The organism is Blautia schinkii, from assembly GCF_013304825.1.
Classification (GTDB): domain Bacteria; phylum Bacillota; class Clostridia; order Lachnospirales; family Lachnospiraceae; genus Blautia_A; species Blautia_A schinkii_B.
Genome location: NZ_JAAWUO010000001.1, coordinates 33,927 through 55,618 on the forward strand (window position 1 = coordinate 33,927; position 21,692 = coordinate 55,618).

Sequence of the window (21,692 nt, forward strand, 5' to 3'; positions counted from 1 at the left end):
GTATGAAAAAAATTTCTGTTGCTGCATGTGTTTGTGTAGTATTGTTTTCTTTTGGCATGCATGGTGAAGGTATGAGAGAAGTGTCTGCCAAAACGCCCGGGGCAGAAGAAAACCTGGCAATTCTGCAGGACATCATCAGGGAAAATGAATGTCAGGTCGGAATAGCATTTCTTGGATATACAAATGAAGCTGCAGATGCTTCAGAGATACTTGAATATACCAGACAGGAAGAACTGGCAGCGGCATATCCGTTTTTACAGGATGGGACAGTTGTTGATGCAGGAGGCTTTGAAATTTATGCCGTTGTTCCGGGGGATGATTGCAGGATCAGTATCTATCCGGCTCAGGCTGCGGAAGAAGGGGAATATTCGGATGATCTGAATGCTCCATGGTATATGGGACAGGAGAATGAAGTCATCATCCTGCGATGCAATATGAGTGAGATTCATTCCACTGTGATGGTTTCTGTGCAGAAACAGAATATGAATGTGCAATACCATCCAATGGTGTCATTAAAGGATGGACATCTTGCAAAGGAAGCCTATTGTTATGACTTTTCCATGTATGCTCAGGAAGAGTACGATACGGAATTAGATATAAGGATTGCCCGGGAACAGCTTTCGCAAACAGATGAAGTCAGCTATTATCTCGGTCTTGGAATGTCTTTGTGGTATACAGGCACTGAGGAGTATATTGAGGGGAAAAACTGTCCGGTATTTGTTCTGGGAACAGATCATGAGGATCATTTTACAAAAGAAAATTATTATGCAGTAGGAGACAATGTGGTCTATTACTATGATCCGTCAGGTGATGCATGGCTTCTGCTGGGAGCCGGCTGAAAGAAGGAGTTTGGTGTGAGATGACGGAAGAATCACCAATATATCACAGAAGTTTGATCGATCAGAGAAAGAGGAAGTAAGCATGAATGATTTTTTGACAGAAAAGAATAAAAAAGCAGGAATACTGGGAAAACTGAAATGGGTTCTTTGTGGCTTCTGTATACTTTTTTCCCTGGGAGCCATTGGGGCATCGGAGAAGTATATTGGTGAGGGACGATGGGGAATGGCAGCAACAGAGGTTATACTTGGCCTGTTGTTTCTGTATCCGACTTTCAGGGGAATCCAGAAAGCATTGAAAAAGAAAAAAGCCGGAGAAATCGCTATCTGGTTTGAATCTTATGCCCAGAATACAGTTTCATTTGAGAAGCTTGAGCAGGAGATGGGAAAAGGGGCAGTAAAAAAACTTGAAAAATTTATTGCCGGGGGATATATCAGAAATATCCAGGTAGACAGAGAAGGAAAATTTATTATGATTACCGCACCAAACAGACGCGTAAATGAAAAGATTTATATAACAGTTACCTGTCCGGGCTGTGGCGCAAAGAATCAGGTAATAAAAGGCCGTCTGAGTAATTGTGAGTATTGCGGACAGCGTCTTATTCAATGACAAAAGCTTTGTGAGGGAAAGAAGAAAAAGAATAGTAGATTGCTCATGAATGAGGTTGTAATGGGAAGGATTTAAATTGTTGGTTATGCTAAAAAAATAACAATAATGTTTAAAAAATAACATTTTTTTTTCGCTTTATAAAAACTATATTTTATAAAAAAGCCATTTTTTTTGATGAAAATATACAATAATATCTGGATAAAATGAGTGCTTTGTGCTACATTTATATAGACAGTAATTATAGAACCAGATTATCGAAAATTTATTGTTTTTTTCTTAACAGTGCAGAGGGGAAAGAAAGGATAAAAGTGATAAGTATACAGGTTCAAATATTTCATAAGGAAGGTGAGCAATTGGAAAACTATACTAAGTACAAGCTGAAAAGCAGCGATGAACTTACCTCAGTGCTGAGTGGCAGAGACAATCTGTTTGTGATCGCCTGCAACAAGTGTTTCAAAGAATTTGAAACTGTTGACGAACCAGATTGCGGAGAGTTCCTGAAATTTGCTGCGGAGCAGGGAAAAACCGTCACAGGCAGTGCGAAATTTGATTTTCTGTGTAACAAGATGCACACAGAAAGAAAATTACAGGATCTGCTGCCGGAAGGTACAGAGAATGTAGTTGTGATCTCCTGTGGTCTTGGTATCCAGACTGTTGCGGATCTGGCCGGCAAGCCGGTGATCGCAGCAAGTAACACACTTAACTACAGAGGCCATCACGGCATGGCACTTACCAAAAAGAGCTGTGATGCATGTGCGCAGTGCTATCTGAACGTTACCGGAGGCGTCTGTCCTATCGTCGACTGTTCCAAGAGTCTTGTTAACGGACAGTGCGGCGGAGCAAAGAACGGTAAATGCGAAGTAGACCCTAATAAGGACTGTGCATGGGAAAAGATCTACCAGAGACTGGCAAAACAGGGTCGTCTGGAAGAGTTCCTGAATCAGCCGGTACAGGTACGTGATTACTCCAAGGTTAACTTCAAGGTGATCAACGATTACGTGAAGTCTATCAGAGAAGACAGACTGAACGGATATTATGGCGGCGTTCATCCGTCAGAGCACAAGGAATTCAGCGAGCATATCGATCTGAAGAAATTCCCGGATCCGAAGACTGTTGTGATCTCCATGTCCCAGCATCTCGGTGCACCTGCCAACCCGATCGTAGAAGTAGGCGACACTGTAAAGGTTGGACAGAAGATCGGCGAAGCTGCCGGATTTATCAGCGCACCGGTACACTCCAGCGTAAGCGGAACCGTAGTTGCCGTTGAGCCACGTATGCATGGCACAAGAGGCAGTGAAGTCATGGCTGTTGTCATTGAATCGGATGGAAAAAATACTCTGCACGAATCCGTACAGCCACATGGTGACCTTGATAATCTGACTCCGGATGAGATCATTGAGATTGTAAAAGAAGCAGGAATCGTTGGTATGGGTGGTGCAGGCTTCCCGACCTGTGTCAAACTGAAACCAGCCAAACCAGTTGATACCATTCTACTCAATGGATGCGAATGTGAGCCATATTTAACAGCAGACCACAAGGTTCTCCTTGAGTTTGCAGATGACATTATTTTCGGTCTGAAAGCGATCCTCAAGACAACAGGTGCTGAGAAGGGCATCATTGTCATCGAGGATAACAAGCAGGATGCGATCGAATTAATGCAGGAAAAAGTTGCCGATATCGGAAATATGGAAGTTTTTGTTGCAAGAACCAAATACCCGCAGGGTGCTGAGAAAACTCTCATCAAGCGCGTCATGGGCAGAAAGGTTCCAAGCGGCGGCCTTCCGGCAGATGTTGGCGTTATTGTAGATAATATCAGTACCGTAAAGGCAATTTCCGATGCGATCCAGAAGGGTATGCCATTGATCGAGCGTGTTGCAACCGTAACAGGCGAGAAGATCAAGAATCCTGGCAACTTTATCATCAAGATCGGTACCAGCGTAAAAGAGCTGATCGATTACTGCGGTGGATTTACAGATGACGATGTTCTGGTCAAGATGGGCGGACCGATGATGGGATTCCCTCTGAATACCCTGGAAGTACCTATGATGAAGGGCTCCAACGGTATCATCGCCATTGATACAGATGAGACCAAAGAGCAGCCATGTATCAAGTGCGGACGCTGCGTGGATGTATGTCCGATGGAACTTTCTCCTCTGTATTTCGTGAAATATGCGAAAGAAGAAAACTGGCAGGGCATGAAAGACATGAATATCATGGACTGTGTTGAGTGCAGATGCTGTCAGTATATCTGTTCTTCCAAGATTCCGATCATTAACAGTATCAAAGCCGGAAAAAATGCAGTAAGGGGGATGAAGTGATATGTTGATTACCCAGTTAAAAGCAAAAGAAACTATCGTATCACTGGCAGCCGGAAAGAAAGTTTTTATCATTAACTGCCATGGATGCAAGGAAGTTCGTTTTCCGGAAAAAGAAGCTGTTGAACTTCAGAAGGAGCTTTCCGCTGAAGGAAATGTGACAGGGATCATGACAACGGATTATATCTGTAATCCGGAAAATATGCAGTTACGTCTTCAGAAACATATGGATAAGATCAGGGAAGCAGATCTGGTTCTGGTATTCTCCTGTGGCGTTGGTGTACAGACTATCGCAGAATATCTGGAAGACAAGATGGTATGCGCAGCCTGCGATACATACCCGGTACCTGGTTTCCAGGGTGTAACACCACTGGAATATAAATGTGATCAGTGCGGTGAGTGTTATCTGAATCTTACCGGCGGAATCTGTCCGATCACAGCATGTTCCAAGAGCCTTGTTAACGGCCAGTGCGGCGGTTCCAAGAATGGTAAATGCGAAGTGGACAGTGACATGGAGTGCGGATGGGAGCGTATCTACAGACGTCTGAAAGAAATCGGACGCCTTGATGTGCTGAAATGTCCGACACAGGTTCATAATTTTGCTACAGATGATGAAGTGAAATAATAAGCAAAGATTTATTAAGAAGCCAAATTAAATTATGATACGGTTCACCGGAAGTATTCCGCGATGTGTACAGCAGAGCTGGTGGACCGTACCCCAAATTTTAAATGATTGGAGCAAATATAATATGAAAATGAAAGAATTATTTGACCGTGGTGAATTTGTAGTTTCTGCAGAAGTAGGACCGCCAAAAGGAATCCATGTAGATGAACTGGTAGAAGAAGCCAAAACTTACCTGAAAGGCGTTCATGCAGTAAATGTAACAGATAACCAGTCTTCTGTTATGCGTCTTGGATCTCTTGCAATGTGTAAAGTGCTCAAAGATGCCGGTATGGACCCGATCTTCCAGCTTGCATGCCGTGACAGAAATCGTATCGCACTGGAATCTGACCTTTTAAGTGCTGCTATGCTTGGTATTGAGAACATCCTCTGTCTGACAGGTGACCATACGAAGATGGGCGATCATCCGCAGGCAAAACCGGTATTCGATCTTGATTCTGTATCTCTTCTTCATACAGTACAGCTTCTTGAGTCCGGTGTAGATCTTGGAGGAAACCAGCTGGTTGGAGAGCCTCCGAAATTCTCCAAGGGTGCCGTTGTATCTCCATGCAGCGATTCCGTTGACGCTCAGCTTGCAAAGATGGAAAGAAAGGTTGCTGCAGGTGCAGACTACTTCCAGACACAGGCTGTATTTGAGCCGGAGAAATTCATCAAATTTATGGAAAAAGCAAAACAGTTCGGAAAACCTGTACAGGTTGGTATCATCATTCCGAAATCTGCCGGAATGGCTAAGTTCATGAACAACAACGTAGCCGGCATCCATGTTCCGGATGAGATGATCGAGGAGCTGAAAGCAGACAAAGAGAAAACAAAAGCCGGTATCACAGGTGTTGAGATCGCTGCACGTATCATCAAAGAGTGTAAGCCATACTGTCAGGGTGTACATATCATGGCACTTGGATGGGAGTCCAAGATCCCGGCACTTCTGGAGCAGGCTGAGATCTGATCAGAACGATTGCTTTATAAAAAATAATCAGAAAAGCTGTCCGGAACCGGATGCAGGAGATGCACACCGACCGGGCAGCTTTTGTGTAAGAAAAAGTTTCTCTGTATCATAGCCCGGGATTCAAGCCGGAAGAATTTGAGCTTAAGAGGTAAAAAGACGATGGAAAGTATTATTATCGGAATCGCCGGAGGATCAGGCTCCGGTAAATCTACATTTACAAACAGACTTAAGAAGCATTTCGGAGATGATGTGGTGGTGATCTATCATGATAATTACTACCGCAGACAGGACGGAATTCCTTTTGAGGAACGTGTGAAGGTGAATTACGATCATCCGGATTCACTGGAAACCGATCTTCTGGTAGAGCAGCTGAAAGAACTCAAAGCGGGCAAAACCATCCAATGTCCGGTATACGATTACAGTCAGCACAACCGCTCCGACAAAGTGCTGAAGATCGAACCAAGACCGGTCATTCTGGTAGAGGGAATCCTGCTTCTTGCAGATCCCCGTATCCGAGATCTTCTGGATATCAAGGTTTATGTGGAAGCAGATGCAGATGAGAGGATCTTAAGACGGATCTCCAGAGATGTGGAGGAACGTGGACGGGATTTAAACGGAATCATCGATCAGTATCTTACCACAGTAAAACCGATGCATTATCTGTATGTGGAGCCTACACGGGCGAAAGCAGATATTGTGATCAACAGCGGTAAGAATAATGTGGCCTTTGATCTGTTTGTGTCAAAGATCGGGCAGCTGCTGAAAGACCTGAAAAAATAATAAGTAAAATAAAAAAAGCATGTTATACTTTACTACAAAGCGGATCAAGTTATATCCGTCTGGCTGTGTATGACATGCTTTTTTTGGGCGGTTTAGGTGAAGCTGCCTGTATTCATACGCTCTGTATAAATTTCTCCACATAATATAAAGCTGCACCAATGGCAGGTGTATATTGCCCGTGGGTACCGACCAGGATCTGATCTTTATTCAAGGTAAAGGGTGCGCCTGTGTTGATGTGTTCCAGCAAATAAGTGATGTCTTCTTCCGTAAAATAAGGTGCCAGATATCCGCTGATGATGATCGGCGCATCGATGATCAGGTTCAGATTTTTCATGGCAAAGGCCAGATGGTTCAGGTAATCTTCCCAGTGCTCAGCAAGCCGGGGAGATTTTTTTTCGCGGAGCAGCGTGAAAAATTCCTTCACAGGCATCCCCGCAGACTGTTCCAGAGCATTGGCAGAGCAGTAGGTCTCCAGACAGCCACGGTTTCCACAGTAACATAAAGGACCGTCCGGGTTCACGCACATATGCTCAAGTGTTCCGCTGTGCATGGAGCTTCCCTGATGGATCTGATGGTTGGTGATAATGGCACCGCCCAGGTTTCGGTTCAGAAGGAACACGACAGCACTGTCAAGCTCCGGGTGATTCCACAGCTCCAGAAAAGCGGCGGATTTGGAATCGTGTTCCAGATGGCAGGGGTAAGGAAGATGCCGGGAAAAATCCTCCAGCTTCATGCCGGTATTGTTCATGATGTTTCCATAGATCACAGTGGAATTATCCGGAGAAGTGATCCCCTGTGTGGCGATGGAAACGCCTAGAATCTTTTCTTCCGGATAGTGATTCTCTGCGATGAATTCCCGTACTTTATTGGTCAGCTGTCTGTAATACTCTTCTGTGTTGGAATAGGGAAGAGCAATGGTTTCTGTATAAAAAGCATTTCCATATAAGTCGATGGCTGTGATATGGAACATGTTTTTCAGGATCCCGATGCCAATGGAAATTCGAAAATCCGAGGCAATCTGGATGGCCTGTGCCTTCCTTCCGCCCGTGGAATCAAAATATCCGTTTCTGTCAATAAGCCCTTCTTTTTCCAGCAGGTTCAGGTTCTGGCTTACTGTGGAAAGCCCCATCTGAAGGTCCTGGACGATCTGCATTTTGGAAGTCTGGTGTGTTTGGTATATATATTGGTAAACCTTGGAGCGGTTTATTTTCTTTAAATTGATGGTGGTTAATCCTTTTTCACTCATGAGATTCTCCTGATAAAAGTAATTATAGATATGTTTAAGTTTTAAATGTATTTTAGTATAAATTTGCAGGAAATGCAATGTCAGCGCATGAAGCAGAGCAGAACAAAAGTTTTTTCGAGGAATAATAAGTAACAGTATATGGATTGGCAAAGGATATATGTCTTGTGCATAAGTAAAAGTAAACAAAAATATAAGAACAAAATTAGGTGTTTTGTCAATGGATTTTTTGAAAAAATAGTTCTATACTCTACTTACAGTTAAGACATAAGCATAAGTAAAAACTCAAACGATGACGAAATAGAAGAAAACAGGGAGGTTCAAGATTATGAAATTAACAAGAAATGGAATCAAAGAACGTGAAGCCTGGACAAAGGCAGGCATCAATCTTCCGGGATACGATGTAGAGGCAGTTACTGAGAAAGCGAAGAAGGAGCCAGGCTGGGTACATTTCGGAATCGGAAATATTTTCCGTGTATTTATCGGCGGCATCGCAGATGGTCTTCTGGAAGAGGGAGTTCTTGACAGAGGGATCACATGTGTAGAAACCTTTGATTATGATGTAGTAGACAAGATTTACGATCCATACGACAATCTTGGTTTAAATGTTATCCTTCACGGTGACGGAACCCGTGAGTACAAAGTTCTTGGGGCACTTGCAGAAGCAGTGAAAGCACAGTCTTCTGATGCAGTACAGTGGAATCGTCTGAAGGAGATCTTCACAGCTAAATCCCTGCAGCTGGTTTCCTTCACTATCACAGAAAAGGGTTATGCACTCCGGAAAGCAGACGGAACATGGTTCCCATTTGTGGAAGCGGATATTAAAAACGGTCCGGATAAGGCAACGGGAGCAATGGCAGTCCTTGTGGCTATGCTGAATGAGAGATATAAAGCAGGGAAATATCCGATCGCCCTGGTATCCATGGACAACTGCTCACAGAACGGTGCCAAGCTTCGTGAGTCTGTGCTGACTATGACAGAAGAATGGCATAAAGCGGGCTTTGTAGATGATGGCTTCGTAGATTATGTAACGGATGAGAAGGTGGTTGCATTCCCGTGGACCATGATCGACAAAATCACACCTCGTCCAAGCGAACAGATCGCAGCAGACCTTGAGAACCTTGGAGTTGAAGATATGCAGCCGGTGATCACAGGAAAGAAAACATACATCGCACCATTTGTTAATGCTGAGAAGCCACAGTATCTTGTTATTGAGGACAGCTTCCCCAACGAACGCCCTGCTCTGGAAAAGGGCTTCGGCGTATACATGGCGGACAGAAATACCGTCAATCTCTCTGAAAGAATGAAAGTAACCGTCTGCCTGAATCCGGTACATTCCGCAACCGGCCCTCTTGGTGTGGTACTTGGATATGATCTCTTTGCACATATGCTGAACACCAACGAAGATATGATGAAAATGGCCCGTATGGTTGCTTATGACGAGGGACTTCCGGTAGTTGCAGATCCAGGAATCCTTTCCCCACAGGCATTTGTGGATGAGCTTTTCAATGACCGTTTCCCGAATGAGTATCTTGGAGACACCAACCTCCGTCTGGCTGTAGATGTGTCCCAGATGGTAGGTATCCGTTTCGGTGAGACTGTAAAAGCATATGTGAAGAAATTTGGAGATGCTTCCAGGCTGACAGCAATCCCGCTTGGAATCGCAGGATGGCTGAGATACATGCTGGCTGTAGATGATGAAGGAAATAAATTTGAGCTTGCACCGGACCCGATGAATGAGGAGATCACAGAGCAGCTTGGCGATATCGTGATCGGAAAACCGGAGACCTTTAAGGATCAGCTGAAGCCGATCCTTTCCAATGAGAGACTGTTCTTCACAGATCTTTATAAAGATGGTGTCGGAGAGAAGATCGAGGATATGTTCCGTGAGATGATCGCAGGCCCAGGAGCTGTAAAGGCAACTATTCATAAATACGTAAAATAAAACCAGGGTTACGAAAATAGTCTATGTAAGTATTGAATAAAGAGAAATGAGGTAAATGGAAAGATGACAGAACCGGTATTTGCGGCAGATCCGTTAAGACTGTTGATCGCGGCAGCAGCAGGGATTTTATTATTATTGTTACTTATCATAAAATTTAAGATCCACCCGGTTTTATCCCTGCTGATCGCTGCACTGGTTATCGGGCTTGGTGCCGGAATGCCGGTTCCAACGCTGGTAAGCACTGTGGAAAACGGCGCAGGAGAAACCTTACAGGGAATCATACTCCTGATCGGACTGGGCTCTCTGTTCGGTGGGATATTGGAAGTGTCCGGCGGCGCACAGTGCGTTGCCCAGACACTGGTAAGCAAATTTGGTGAAAAAAAGGCAGGAATCGCTCTTGGAATCACAGGGCTTGTGGTTGGAACCACCGTGTTTTTTGAGGCTGGCGTTGTGATCCTGATTCCTCTGGCATTCGGACTTGCGAAGAAAACAAAGAAATCTACTTTATATTATGTGATCCCGCTTCTTGCGGGCCTTGCCACCGGTTTTGCATTCATTCCGCCATCAGCAGGATCTGTTTTGGTGGCAAATATGCTGAATGTGGATCTCGGAGTGATGATCGCGGTGGGTGTGCCTGTGGGTATTTTATCCCTGATCTTTGCAGGAATCTTATGGTCCAAATTTATCGGCAAAAAGATCAATACAGGGCTGCCCTCCAATATCCAGGAGGTACGTGAGGAGGAAGAAGCCAATCTGCCGAAATTTTCTACAGTATTATGTATCATTCTTGTTCCGCTGGTACTGATCCTGTGCAATACAGTTTCTGAATACATTCCGGGAATCGACGCGGCACGTCCTGTTCTGGAATTTCTGGGAACACCATTTGTGGCACTGATCATAGCAGTATTGCTTGCCATGTATTTTCTTGGAAAGAAGCAGGGCTATAATGGAGAGCAGCTTAAGAAAATCCTGGATCGTTCTCTGAAGCCTACAGGACAGATTCTTCTGGTTATCACAGGTGGAGGTATCATCCGCTGGGTGCTGCAGGACTGCGGTATGGGAAACATTATAGGACCTGCCCTGGAAAAAAGCGGACTTCCGCTTGTACTGGTCGCATTTCTTATTGCAGCTCTGATCCGTGCATCTGTTGGTGCGGCAGTTGTGGCTATGACAATGGCAGCAGGAATTATGGCCGCTATGCCCGGAGTTGCAGACCTGTCACCGGTTTATCTGGCAGCAATGGTCTGTGCTATCAACGGTGGTGCAACCGCATTCAGCCATGTAAATGATTCCGGATTCTGGCTGGTAAGCTCTCTTCTGGAGATTGATGAAAAAACAACCTTAAAATCCTGGACAATGATGGAAACTATCGTAGGAGTAACAGGCCTGGTTTGTGCTGTTGTGATCAGCCTGTTTGCATAGGAGAGTGGACAAAAATGATAGTAAAAGTAATTTTAGGCACAATGCAGAATGCAAGAAAGTTGGTAAGTATTGCAGAATCCATCCCATGTGATGTAGAATTATGTTATGGCCGTTATGTTGTAAATGCAAAGTCTATGCTTGGGGTCTTAAGTATGCCTGAGTTTGACGGGGGAGAGCTTCATGTACATACAGATAATGAGAAAGAATGTGAGAAGATCCTTTTTCAGCTGCTTGATCAGAACCTTCTTGTGGACACAGGAGATGCTGTGAAAAGATCCATCTATGATATCACAACCTTTGGTGAGATCCTGATCGATTTTACTTCTCGGGATATTAATGAGGACGGACAGATGCTGTATGCCAGAAATCCGGGCGGTGCACCAGCCAATGTTGCAGTTGCAGCCAGCAGACTGGGAGCTCATACGGCATTTATCGGTAAAGCAGGAAAAGACATGCACGGAAAGTTCCTGAAATCTGTTCTTGAGAAAGAAAGCGTGGATACCAAGGGTATGCTTCTGGACGAAAATTATTTTACTACACTGGCTTTTGTGGAAGTCAGCGAGACCGGAGAGAGGACTTTCTCTTTTGCAAGAAAACCGGGAGCGGATACGAAGATCCAGAAGGAAGAAGTGGACGTGGATGTGCTGGATCATACCCATATTTTTCATGTTGGATCACTGTCCCTGACTGATCAGCCTGCAAGAGATACCACGTTTTATGCGGTAAAAAGAGCGAAAAACAAGGGCAGCGTGATTTCTTACGATCCCAATTACCGTGCATCTCTGTGGCCGGATGAAAAAATTGCCAAAAAACATATGAGAAGTCTGGTACCCTATGTGGATCTCATGAAGATTTCAGATGAGGAAACCGAGCTTCTGACAGATCATAAGGATGTCCGGGAAGCAGCGAAGATACTGTATGAGCAGGGCGTGAAGGTTGTGGCAGTTACTCTTGGCGGTGAAGGAGCTTATATTTACAGCAAAGATGGAGGCTGTATGGTGCCGGGATTTTCAGTGAAACAGATTGCGGATACAAACGGAGCCGGTGATTCCTTCTGGGGAGGATTCCTGTATAAGGTCAGCACATCAGAGAAACAGCCGGACGAGCTGACACAGGAGGAACTGAAGGGATTTGCCCGTTTCGGTAATGCAGTGGCCAGTCTATGCGTGGAGAAAAAAGGTGCGATCCCGGCAATGCCGGAACTTGCACAGGTGGAACGCAGAATTGCAGAGGAATCGTATTCATAAACCTGTAGCAGAGTTATATCTAAATTGCGAAGCGATTGTGTTTATGAGCATGTCAGATTTATGAAAGGATGGGGTTTTGAAATGAATTTAAAAGATCAGATGAACGGAATTCAGCACGTAGGTGTGCCGACCAATGACATTGAGACAACCATTAAATTTTATGAAGCACTGGGATTTGAGATCGCTTTTCAGACAGTGAACGAGGCTGCCAATGAGAAGGTTGCTTTCCTGAAGCTTGGAAATCTTGTGATCGAGACGTACGAGAACAAAGCTGCAAAAATGGAATCCGGCGCCATTGACCATGTTGCCATTGATGTGAAGGATGTGGAGAAAGTCCACGAGCTGGTAACAGCAGCCGGACTGAATACTACCAATGATGAAGTCCATTTCCTGCCGTTCTGGGAGAATGGCGTGAAGTTCTTTACCATTGAAGGCCCGAATAAGGAGAAAGTGGAGTTTAGCCAGTACTTATAAGAAGTAAATAAAGTTGTGCTCATGGGTGTGAAACAGAGTATAATGCAGATGTTCATTTTGTGTTGCATACAGCCTGTCAGATATCAGATGAATTAAAGATCATCGTATGTCTGACGGGCTGTTTTATGTATCAGAAAGAATTTACGCACGGCAAAGATATCTGACGCAGGATTTCACATTCTGATGGGCTGGATTAAGATGCATTATTTTAGAGGATTGCTATAGGGACATGGGAAAATTTCTTGCATGAAATGGATAATGAGACTACAATGAAATGCAGATGTGCTATAGAAGATCAGGATCAGCAGTAGATGAGATGATTTCTGAAGAATAAAAACGGGAAATGGATTTCGGGTATCTGTTTCTTGGTATGATGGAGAATTATGAAAATACATTACAGAGTCAAAAATAATACAATAGAAATTATCCGTTGTTACGGAACAGACAGCCGGGTGGTGCTGCCGGAAGAGATCAATGGTCTTCCGGTAGTCAGTGCGGCGCCGTATGCATTTTCCGCACACAAGGATGGAGAAGAAGATGCAGAAACCTGGGAGAGCGAAGATGTAGTTTCGTTCGGAGAAGAGAGACTTCTTGCCGGAGAAGAAGTGCAGGAAATCGTTTTTCCAGATACGCTGAAGGAAATCGGAAGATATATTTTTTATGGATGCAAAAAACTGGAACGGCTGGAATTTTCGGATACGCTGATGCAGGTGGGAACCGGGGCGTTTACGGGCTGCAGCGGGCTGAAGGAGCTTGTGATCCATCAGAAAAAAGGGTTCAAGTCCTGTGCAAAGGAGATCCTCGGTGAGCTGTGGCAGAAGATCGATGTGGATTTTCTGTATGAAAATGGCGAGACAGGTGAAAAACGTGCGCATATGGTTTTTCCGGAGCATTACGATGAGGCGGTGGAGAACACGCCTGCGAGAATTTTGTTTACGGAGTATCATGGCTCAGGGACCAATTACCGGCAATGCTTCTATAATAAAGAACTGGATTTCGCGGAGTATGACAGCCTGTTTGATATGGCAGTGGTGATGGATAAGCTGGAGGTCCTGGTGGATATGAGCTTCGGGCGGCTTCGTTATCCGTGGCAGCTGAGCGAAAAGGCGAAGAAGCAGTATGAGGATTATATCCGGGGAAATCTTAAGGATATCGGGGGATTTCTGGTGGAAAGCGGAAGCTTAAATGGTCTGGAGCTGCTTTCTCGGGAAAAACTCTGGAACAGAGAGGGCCTGGAACATAGTATTGATGTGGCGGCCGGGAAGAAGGATATGGAGATTTCCGCATTTCTGATGAATGAACGCAGCTGGATGCTGAAGGAAGAGCAGAAGGATGCCGGGGAGACAGAAAATGATGGGCGGCCAGCGAGACGGAGGAAGAAATTTCAGCTGTAAGTTGGAAGAGCCTGATGACAAATTGAGGAGATCTTGCGTAGAATGGCATGCGAACATTTGCTTTATGCAGAAAAATTAAGTTTATAGAGTGTCAGAGAGAATATGAGAAAAATAAGCTACAAGTGAATTATGAGATTATGTGTAAACAATAATGGTAAATTAATGAAAAAAGAACTGCAACAGCAGATCAGAGGAGGTGGAAATCCTGAAAGGCATAGAAACAACTGAAAAAAATAAAAATAACTTCCTGCCCGGTCAGGGATCCAACTCCCAGGAGGCAGCCCAGCGTCTCCAGGACATCGGCAGCAGCATTCTTCAGGCAGCAAGAGACGAGCTGTATCTTGGCATGCGTTTTCTGGACGTGGCGCTGAGCAGTTTTATTTATCGGATGGATGGCTCGGTCAGTCCATTTGGAACAGACGGGGCTGTGATATACTTCCATCCGGCGCAGCTTGGCGGGCTTTATAAAGAAAACAGGATTCTTGTGAACCGAGGATATCTCCACATGGTATTTCACTGCATTTTCCGGCACTTCGGGAAGCCGGGAATAGAGAAGCGTCTGTGGAATTTAAGCTGTGATATAGCAGTGGAGCATATGATCGACGGGATCTATCACCGCTCAGTCCGATATTCCAGAAGTCTTCTCCGGAGGGAAACCTACCGTATTCTGGAAAAGGAAAAGAAAACGCTGAATGCAGAAAGAATCTACAAGATTCTGAAAGAAAAATTTCTAAAGGAAAAAGAACTGGCACAGCTGGAAAAAGAATTCTACGTGGACGACCATAAATACTGGGCAAACCAGCAGCCCGACCGGAAACCCAATCCCCTGATGAGTAAAAAATGGGGAGATATCAGCGATGGGATCGAGACAGATCTTGGGACTTTTTCCAGAGAGGCGGGAGAGCAGGACGGAGATTTTCTGGACCAGCTGAAAATAGAGAACCGGGAACAATACGATTATCGGGAATTTCTGCGGAAATTTGCAGTATTTCGGGAAGAACTGACTGTAGACCCGGACAGCTTTGATTATAATTTTTATACCTACGGGCTTTCCCTTTACGGGAATATGCCGCTGATCGAACCCCTGGAAACCAGAGAAGTGAAAAAAGTTTCGGAATTTGTCATTGTGATCGATACCTCCATGTCCTGTTCAGGAGAACTGGTACAGAGATTTCTGGAGGAAACCTATGGGATCTTAAGCGACAGCGGGAATTTTTTCCAGAAGGTAAATATACATATTATCCAGTGTGATGAGAAGGTGCATTCGGATGTAAAGATCACCGGTGCAGAGGAATTGCAGGAGTATATGAACAGCCTGGAACTTTACGGTGATGGAGGTACAGATTTCCGTCCGGCTTTTGCTTATGTGGAAGAGCTGATGGAAAAACGTGAGTTTGAAAATCTTAAGGGCCTGGTGTATTTTACAGACGGATACGGGATTTTTCCGGCAAAGATGCCGCCATACCGGACAGCATTTGTATTTATGGAGCAGGAGCCTGAGGATGTGGATATCCCGGCCTGGGCCATGAAGCTGGTGATCACGGAGGAAGAATTGTAAACAATTATGTCCATATCTTATGTCATGAATCTGATATTTTAATCTTTTATTTTGTATATTGCTATCTGCATATCAGTTATAGTGTAGAAAATAGGTAACAACAGACAATGTTACGGAAAATATACAGAACAGGAGATTGTATGGCATGAGATATGGGTATTTTGATGAAGAAAAAAAGGAATATGTGATTACCAGGCCGGACACACCTGCTCCGTGGGTGAATTATTTGGGATCGCCGGAATACGGAGCAATCGTTTCCAATAATGCAGGGGGATACAGCTTTGCAAAATCCGGGGCGAACGGCAGAATCCTGAGATATATTTTTAATCAGTTTGATCAGCCGGGAAGATATATTTATCTCAGGGATAATGACACAAAAGATTATTGGTCAGCATCCTGGCAGCCGGTTGGCAAAGATCTCAGTGAGTATAAAAGTGAATGTCATCATGGCACAGCCTATACTAAAATGATGGCAGATTACAGCGAGATACATTCAGAGGTGAGATACTATGTACCGCTTGGGCAGTCCTACGAGGTATGGAATCTGAAAGTTACCAACTGCTCAGACAAAAAACGTGAGATCAGTGTGACCGGATATGCAGAGTTTACAAATAACAGCAATTATGAACAGGATCAGGTGAATCTGCAGTATTCCCAGTATATTACAAGAACAGTATTCTGTGGAGATCGTGTACGTCAGATGATCCATGCGAATCTGGACGGCCTTAAGGATGGGGAAGAGGTTGATAACAAGAACGTGTTCAACCGATTCTTCGGCCTGGCTGGAGAGAAGGTTTCTTCCTGGTGTGGTGACAGGGAAAAATTCCTTGGAAGATATCACGGATACAACAATCCGGCAGGGGTTGAAGCCGGTGTATTATGTAATGAGGGAAATTATAATGAAAACAGCTGTGGAGCTCTTTCAGCTGTAATTACTCTGGAACCGGGAGAAAGTCGGGAAATGGCTTTTCTGGCAGGAATGAAGGAGGATAATGAAGCAGCGGAGATTATAGCACATTATGCAGACTGTGAAAAAACATGCGCGGTGGAGCTTGAAGAACTGATCAGTTACTGGCACGGACAGCTTGCACATTTTCAGATCAGAACACCAAGTCCGGAATTCGATACCATGATCAATACATGGAACGCATATAACTGTTTTATGACATTTATCTGGTCACGTGCAGCATCTTTTACTTATTGCGGACTTCGTAACGGATATGGATACCGTGATACTGTACAGGATATCCAGGGTGTGATCCATCTTGCACCCCAAATGGCACTGGATAAGATCCGTTTCATGCTGTCAGCACAGGTAGATAACGGCGGCGGTCTTCCACTTGTGAAATTCACACATAATCCGGGACATGAGGATACACCGGATGATGCGTCCTATGTACAGGAAACCGGTCATCCGGCATACCGCGCAGATGATGCACTCTGGCTGTTCCCTACTGTATACAAATATATTTCAGAGACAGGAAATTTTGCATTCATCGATGAAGTGATCCCGTTTGCAAACAGGGATGAAGGAACTGTATATGAGCATCTGAAAAGAGCTATTGACTTCTCCATGAACCATCTTGGCAGACATGGAATGCCGGCCGGACTTTATGCAGACTGGAATGATTGTCTGAGACTTGGAAAGGATGGGGAATCTACTTTCGTTGCATTACAGTTCTATTATGCAATGACTATCCTGAAAGAGTTTGCAAAGTACAAAAAAGATGAAAAATATATAAAATACCTGGAAGAAAAACAAGAGCAGCTTGGAAAATTGATCCAGGAACTCTGTTGGAATGAAGATCGTTTTATCCGTGGGTTTACGGAGCGGGGAGAGGTTATCGGAAAGAGAACTGACCCGGAGGCAAATATGTGGCTGAATCCACAGAGCTGGGCTGTGATCAGCGGCCTTGCAACAGAGCGGCAGGCAGATCTGGCTCTTCAAATGGTTTATGAAAGATTGAATACAGAATACGGTGCAATCCTTATGGATCCTCCATATCATGCAAATGCTTTTGACGGAGCACTTGCGGTTATCTACAATGCAGGAACAAAGGAAAATGCGGGAATCTTTTCACAGTCACAGGGATGGCTCATTCTGGCAGAAGCACTTTGCGGACATGGTGAGCGTGCATTTAATTATTTCCTGGAGAATGCTCCGGCAGCGCAGAATGACAGGGCTGAGATCAGACAGCTGGAGCCATACTGCTATGGACAGTTTACAGAAGGAAAAGCAAGCCCGAATTTCGGACGATCTCATGTGCACTGGCTGACAGGAACAGCATCTACTGTGATGGTAGGATGTGTAGAAGGAATTCTTGGCATGCGTCCGGATTTCTATGGCTTACGTATAGCACCATCGATTCCAAAAGAATGGGAGAAGTTTGAGATAAGCAAGGATTTCCGTGGATGTCATCTCCATATCACTGTGAAGAATCCGGGACATGTGGAAGCCGGATGTAAAAAACTCTATGTAAATGGAGAAGAACTTCCGGGTAATTATATTCCGCAGGAGAAACTTACCGGTGAGACAGAAATTGAATTCTATATGTCATGACATAATGGATATAAATTGCGAGGAGATCACATTTATGAATACAAAGTAAAATGGAATATAAATACCGTTTTATTTTGGCAGGAAGGAGATCACAGAATGAAATATATAAAATTTCAGGATAAAAATGGAAGCTTTTCCATAGAAAATCCGGAGAATTACAACGGTTTATATATACCTCTGGCCGGAGAAAACGGATTGAAATCCGCGATCACCCCTTCTCTGGGAGGAGACAGCAAACTGGATCAGAATCATTTTCTGCTGGAACCGGTAAGCATTGAGAATCTTCATAATAATCGAAACACCAGAAATTTCTGGTGCAAGATAAAAGGAAAAGGTTACTGGTCAGCATGCGGAGTTTCGGCAGAACAGGAATTTCAGAAATATACTGATAAACAGGATAAAAGCAGCCTGGAAGCCGGATTTATGTGGCAGAAGCTGCACAGAACTTCTGAGAAATACGGACTTCAGTCAGAGATTTTGTCTTTTGTGACAGTGAAAGGTGATGCGGAGGTCCATCTTGTAAAGATTACCAATATTGAAGAGGAAGAACAGGAGATCACACCGGTTGCTGTAATACCTGTATATGGAAGAAGTGCAGACAATCTCAGAGATCACAGGCATGTGACTTCCCTTTTGCACAGGATAAGAACAACGGAGTACGGTGTTGAAGTAAAACCGGTGCTTTCTTTTGATGAAAGAGGTCATCAGAAGAATAATACTGCATATTTTGTATATGGATCTGAAGGCGAGGGAACGGAACCGGAAAGCTTTTATCCTGATGTGGAAATGTTTATCGGAGAAGGCGGTTCTTTCCTGATTCCGGAGGTGGTCAGAGAAGAGAAAAAAGGTGTTCCGGCAGGAACAGAAATTGAAGGAAAGGAAGCTGTCGGTGGTATTCGTTTTGCATCCAGGGTTCTGAGACCACATGAAACAGCTGTATATGTTGTGACAGCGGGAATATCTGAAAGAAATCAGCTGCCGGAGGAGACTGCACGGTTTTACAGAACTGAAAAACAGGTTGCAAGAGAATTTGAACATGTAAAAAAACACTGGACAGAAAAAGTGAATGTTTCTTTTGAGACAGGTGATGAGGACAGAGATAATTATCTGAAATGGATCTGTTTCCAGCCGATATTAAGAAGAATTTACGGTTGTTCATTCCTCCCGTATCATGATTATGGAAAAGGTGGAAGAGGCTGGCGTGATCTCTGGCAGGACTGTCTGGCACTTCTGATCATGGAGCCTTCTGTTGTACGTCAGATGATCGTCGATAATTACGGTGGAGTACGCATCGATGGAACCAATGCCACGATCATCGGAAACAGACAGGGTGAATTTATCGCAGACCGTAACAACATTGCCCGTGTGTGGATGGATCATGCTTTCTGGCCATTTGTGACAACGCAGCTTTATATGGATCAGACCGGGGATATGAATGTCCTTTTTGAGAAGATTCCATATTTCAAGGATCTTCAGACAAAAAGAGGAACTGCGCATGATGAAAAATGGAGCAGTGCCTATGGAGAAAATCAGAAAACAGAATCCGGTGAGATTTATTACGGAACGGTTCTGGAACACATTTTGCTGGAAAATATCTGTGCTTTTTATGATGTAGGAGAGCACAACGAGATGAAACTTCACGGGGCAGACTGGAACGATGCCATGGATATGGCATGGGAAAATGGTGAGAGTGTGGCATTTACCTGTGCATATGCTGGAAATATGAAGAACATCGCAGAATATCTGAGAAAACTTCAGGAAAAGGAAATGTTTGACAGGATTGAAGTTGCGGAAGAAATGGAAATCCTGTTTACCGGAGACCGTGAGCTTTATGAAAGCCCGGAGAAAAAACAGCAGCTTCTGAGACAGTACACAGAAAAATGTGCACATGATATCAGCGGAAATACTATTGTGATCCGTCTGGACCAGCTTAGCCGGAATCTGGATGAAAAGGCAGACTGGATGATGGAAAACATCCGCAGAAGAGAATGGGTAAAAGACGGAGAAAACGGCTGGTTCAACGGATATTATGATGATCATAAACGTCCTGTGGAAAGGGCAGAAAACAGCCAGGTACGTATGATGCTTACCAGTCAGGTATTTGCAATCATGAGTAAAACTGCACAGAAAGATCAGATTGAGTCTATCTGTAAAAGTGCGGATAAATATCTTTTTGACCGTCAGGCAGGAGGATATCGCCTGAATACCAATTTCCATGAAGAAAAATTTGATCTGGGAAGAATGTTCGGATTTGCTTATGGAGAAAAGGAAAACGGAGCGGTATTTTCCCATATGGCTGTTATGTATGGCAATGCACTGTATAAAAACGGCTATGCAAAAGAAGGACATAAGGTTCTGGAAACGCTTCTGGACGCTGCCATGGATTTTGAGAACAGCAGGATGTATCCTGGAATTCCGGAATATTTTGATAATCAGGGAAGAGGATTGTATGCATATCTTACCGGTGCTGCAAGCTGGTATATGCTGACTATGATCACAGAGGTATTTGGCGTCAGAGGAGATCTTGGAGATCTGGTGATCGCGCCGGCACTGATGCCGGAGCAGTATAATGAGAATGGACAGGCATCTCTTACTATGGAATTTGCCGGAAGAAAGCTGGAAATCTGTATCTGCAATCCGGAGAAAAAACTTCCTTCAGAATATAAAATAAAAACAGTATGGTGCGATGAACAGGAAATGAAAAACAAACAGAGTACCTGTGTACGTATAGATCGGGAACTGCTCGAAAAGCTTTCTGTAAAAGAAACACACAGGATCAAAGTGGAACTGATGTAACCGAAATCGGTTATACATAATTGTTAAATTACAGAAACAGAAGTATCAATAGGAAAACGGCATCCCACAGTTGTAAAAAGCTGCGGGATGTCGTTTTTGATGCTGATAAAAATATCAGCCATAATAATAAAGATGTTTACCACATGGATTTGTAATATTTGTCACGGTACTTCTTTGGGGTAAGGCCGGTGAAGTTTTCAAAGATCTGGATAAAATGACTCTGTGAAGAGAAATTCAGATAATTGGCGATATCAACTACTGCTTTATCAGAGTATCGGAGCAGGTGAGTGGCTTTTTCGATTTTTTTCTCGCGGATGTAATCACTTATGGATACTCCAAGATTCTGTTTGAATACTCTGGACAGATAACTGGGAGAGAGTCCGGTATGTTCTGACAGATCCTGAATGGTGATACGCTCTTTAATGTGACCGTAAATATAGTCCACGCATTGCATGACCGGTCTGGAAAGAATAGAGCTTTTTTTCTGGAGGATCATTTTTCCGGTAAAATCTCTGGCCATAATATGATGCAGATCTGCAATCTGGCGTACAGTGGTGCAGGAATCCATTTTCAGAATGTAAAAATCGCTGAGACGATATGCCTGTTCAGGCTCCAGTCCACCGTCAATACAGTAACGGGTGAGCATGGCAGTAGTGACAACGAAATGATACTTCAGGTTGGTCAGAGGATTTTTGGAGAGGATACCGGTTCCCTTCAGATGAAGAAAAGAGTCTTCCTCGCAGTTTTTGTTTACAGTTTCCATATCACCGGCTCTTACGGCATTGTAAAAAGAATATTCCACAGAGGGAGAGCGATGAAGAGCTTCCGGTTCTGTATCTTTCAGCTCATTAGTAATCCAGTCTTGGGAAATGGACATATTGATA

The 21,692-nt window shown here is 44.1% G+C and carries 16 protein-coding genes and 1 pseudogene; 15 read left to right on the forward strand and 2 right to left on the reverse strand.

Features of this window, described 5'->3' with window-relative positions:
* Positions 1 to 2 precede the first annotated feature (2 nt).
* From HFM85_RS00175 to udk, 6 genes are all read left to right on the forward strand, one after another.
* Positions 3 to 839, forward strand: a complete 837-nt coding sequence (locus HFM85_RS00175) for a hypothetical protein (RefSeq protein WP_173736743.1) — start codon at positions 3 to 5, stop codon at positions 837 to 839.
* A gap of 82 nt (positions 840 to 921) precedes the next feature.
* Positions 922 to 1,446 carry a hypothetical protein gene (locus HFM85_RS00180; protein WP_173736744.1) on the forward strand — a complete coding sequence of 175 codons (525 nt, stop codon included), beginning with the start codon at positions 922 to 924 and terminating at the stop codon, positions 1,444 to 1,446.
* 353 nt (positions 1,447 to 1,799) lie between these two features.
* Positions 1,800 to 3,764 carry an electron transport complex subunit RsxC gene (rsxC, locus tag HFM85_RS00185; protein WP_173736745.1) on the forward strand — a complete coding sequence of 655 codons (1,965 nt, stop codon included), beginning with the start codon at positions 1,800 to 1,802 and terminating at the stop codon, positions 3,762 to 3,764.
* 1 nt (position 3,765) lies between these two features.
* A complete protein-coding gene (locus HFM85_RS00190; protein WP_119241058.1) occupies positions 3,766 to 4,386 on the forward strand; it encodes a methylenetetrahydrofolate reductase C-terminal domain-containing protein in 621 nt (206 codons plus the stop codon).
* A gap of 124 nt (positions 4,387 to 4,510) precedes the next feature.
* Complete coding sequence (locus HFM85_RS00195) at positions 4,511 to 5,389, forward strand: methylenetetrahydrofolate reductase (protein WP_015526188.1); 879 nt, start codon at positions 4,511 to 4,513, stop codon at positions 5,387 to 5,389.
* 159 nt (positions 5,390 to 5,548) lie between these two features.
* Positions 5,549 to 6,169, forward strand: a complete 621-nt coding sequence (gene udk, locus HFM85_RS00200) for a uridine kinase (protein WP_173736746.1) — start codon at positions 5,549 to 5,551, stop codon at positions 6,167 to 6,169.
* A gap of 112 nt (positions 6,170 to 6,281) precedes the next feature.
* Here udk and HFM85_RS00205 read toward each other — a convergent pair whose 3' ends face one another.
* The gene (locus HFM85_RS00205) at positions 6,282 to 7,415 is read right to left on the reverse strand and encodes an ROK family transcriptional regulator (RefSeq protein ID WP_173736747.1); all 1,134 of its coding nucleotides are present in this window, start codon (positions 7,413 to 7,415) and stop codon (positions 6,282 to 6,284) included.
* 325 nt (positions 7,416 to 7,740) lie between these two features.
* On the opposite strand from HFM85_RS00205, the gene HFM85_RS00210 reads away from it, so the two are divergent.
* The 9 genes and pseudogenes from HFM85_RS00210 (at position 7,741) to HFM85_RS00245 (ending at position 20,808) form a co-directional block, all read left to right on the forward strand.
* A complete protein-coding gene (locus HFM85_RS00210; protein ID WP_173736748.1) occupies positions 7,741 to 9,357 on the forward strand; it encodes a mannitol dehydrogenase family protein in 1,617 nt (538 codons plus the stop codon).
* A 63-nt stretch (positions 9,358 to 9,420) separates the two neighbouring features.
* On the forward strand, positions 9,421 to 10,779 hold the full coding sequence (locus tag HFM85_RS00215) for a GntP family permease (RefSeq protein ID WP_173736749.1): 1,359 nt from the start codon (positions 9,421 to 9,423) through the stop codon (positions 10,777 to 10,779).
* Positions 10,780 to 10,820: 41 nt separating this feature from the next.
* Positions 10,821 to 10,979: pseudogene (locus HFM85_RS16820) on the forward strand (HPr family phosphocarrier protein); the annotation flags it as partial.
* A 78-nt stretch (positions 10,980 to 11,057) separates the two neighbouring features.
* Complete coding sequence (locus HFM85_RS00220; RefSeq protein ID WP_456298178.1) at positions 11,058 to 12,026, forward strand: carbohydrate kinase family protein; 969 nt, start codon at positions 11,058 to 11,060, stop codon at positions 12,024 to 12,026.
* Between the two features lie 81 nt (positions 12,027 to 12,107).
* The gene (locus HFM85_RS00225; RefSeq protein ID WP_118623640.1) at positions 12,108 to 12,500 is read left to right on the forward strand and encodes a VOC family protein; all 393 of its coding nucleotides are present in this window, start codon (positions 12,108 to 12,110) and stop codon (positions 12,498 to 12,500) included.
* A gap of 383 nt (positions 12,501 to 12,883) precedes the next feature.
* The gene (locus HFM85_RS00230; protein WP_173736751.1) at positions 12,884 to 13,894 is read left to right on the forward strand and encodes a leucine-rich repeat protein; all 1,011 of its coding nucleotides are present in this window, start codon (positions 12,884 to 12,886) and stop codon (positions 13,892 to 13,894) included.
* Between the two features lie 247 nt (positions 13,895 to 14,141).
* Entirely contained in the window at positions 14,142 to 15,452 is a 1,311-nt protein-coding gene (locus HFM85_RS00235; RefSeq protein WP_243873777.1) for a vWA domain-containing protein, read from the forward strand.
* Positions 15,453 to 15,597: 145 nt separating this feature from the next.
* The gene (locus tag HFM85_RS00240; protein ID WP_173736752.1) at positions 15,598 to 18,012 is read left to right on the forward strand and encodes a GH36-type glycosyl hydrolase domain-containing protein; all 2,415 of its coding nucleotides are present in this window, start codon (positions 15,598 to 15,600) and stop codon (positions 18,010 to 18,012) included.
* Positions 18,013 to 18,108: 96 nt separating this feature from the next.
* A complete protein-coding gene (locus tag HFM85_RS00245; protein ID WP_173736753.1) occupies positions 18,109 to 20,808 on the forward strand; it encodes a GH36-type glycosyl hydrolase domain-containing protein in 2,700 nt (899 codons plus the stop codon).
* A 136-nt stretch (positions 20,809 to 20,944) separates the two neighbouring features.
* Here the strand turns inward: HFM85_RS00245 and HFM85_RS00250 are convergent, their stop codons facing one another.
* Complete coding sequence (locus tag HFM85_RS00250) at positions 20,945 to 21,685, reverse strand: AraC family transcriptional regulator (protein WP_118061871.1); 741 nt, start codon at positions 21,683 to 21,685, stop codon at positions 20,945 to 20,947.
* Positions 21,686 to 21,692: the final 7 nt, after the last annotated feature.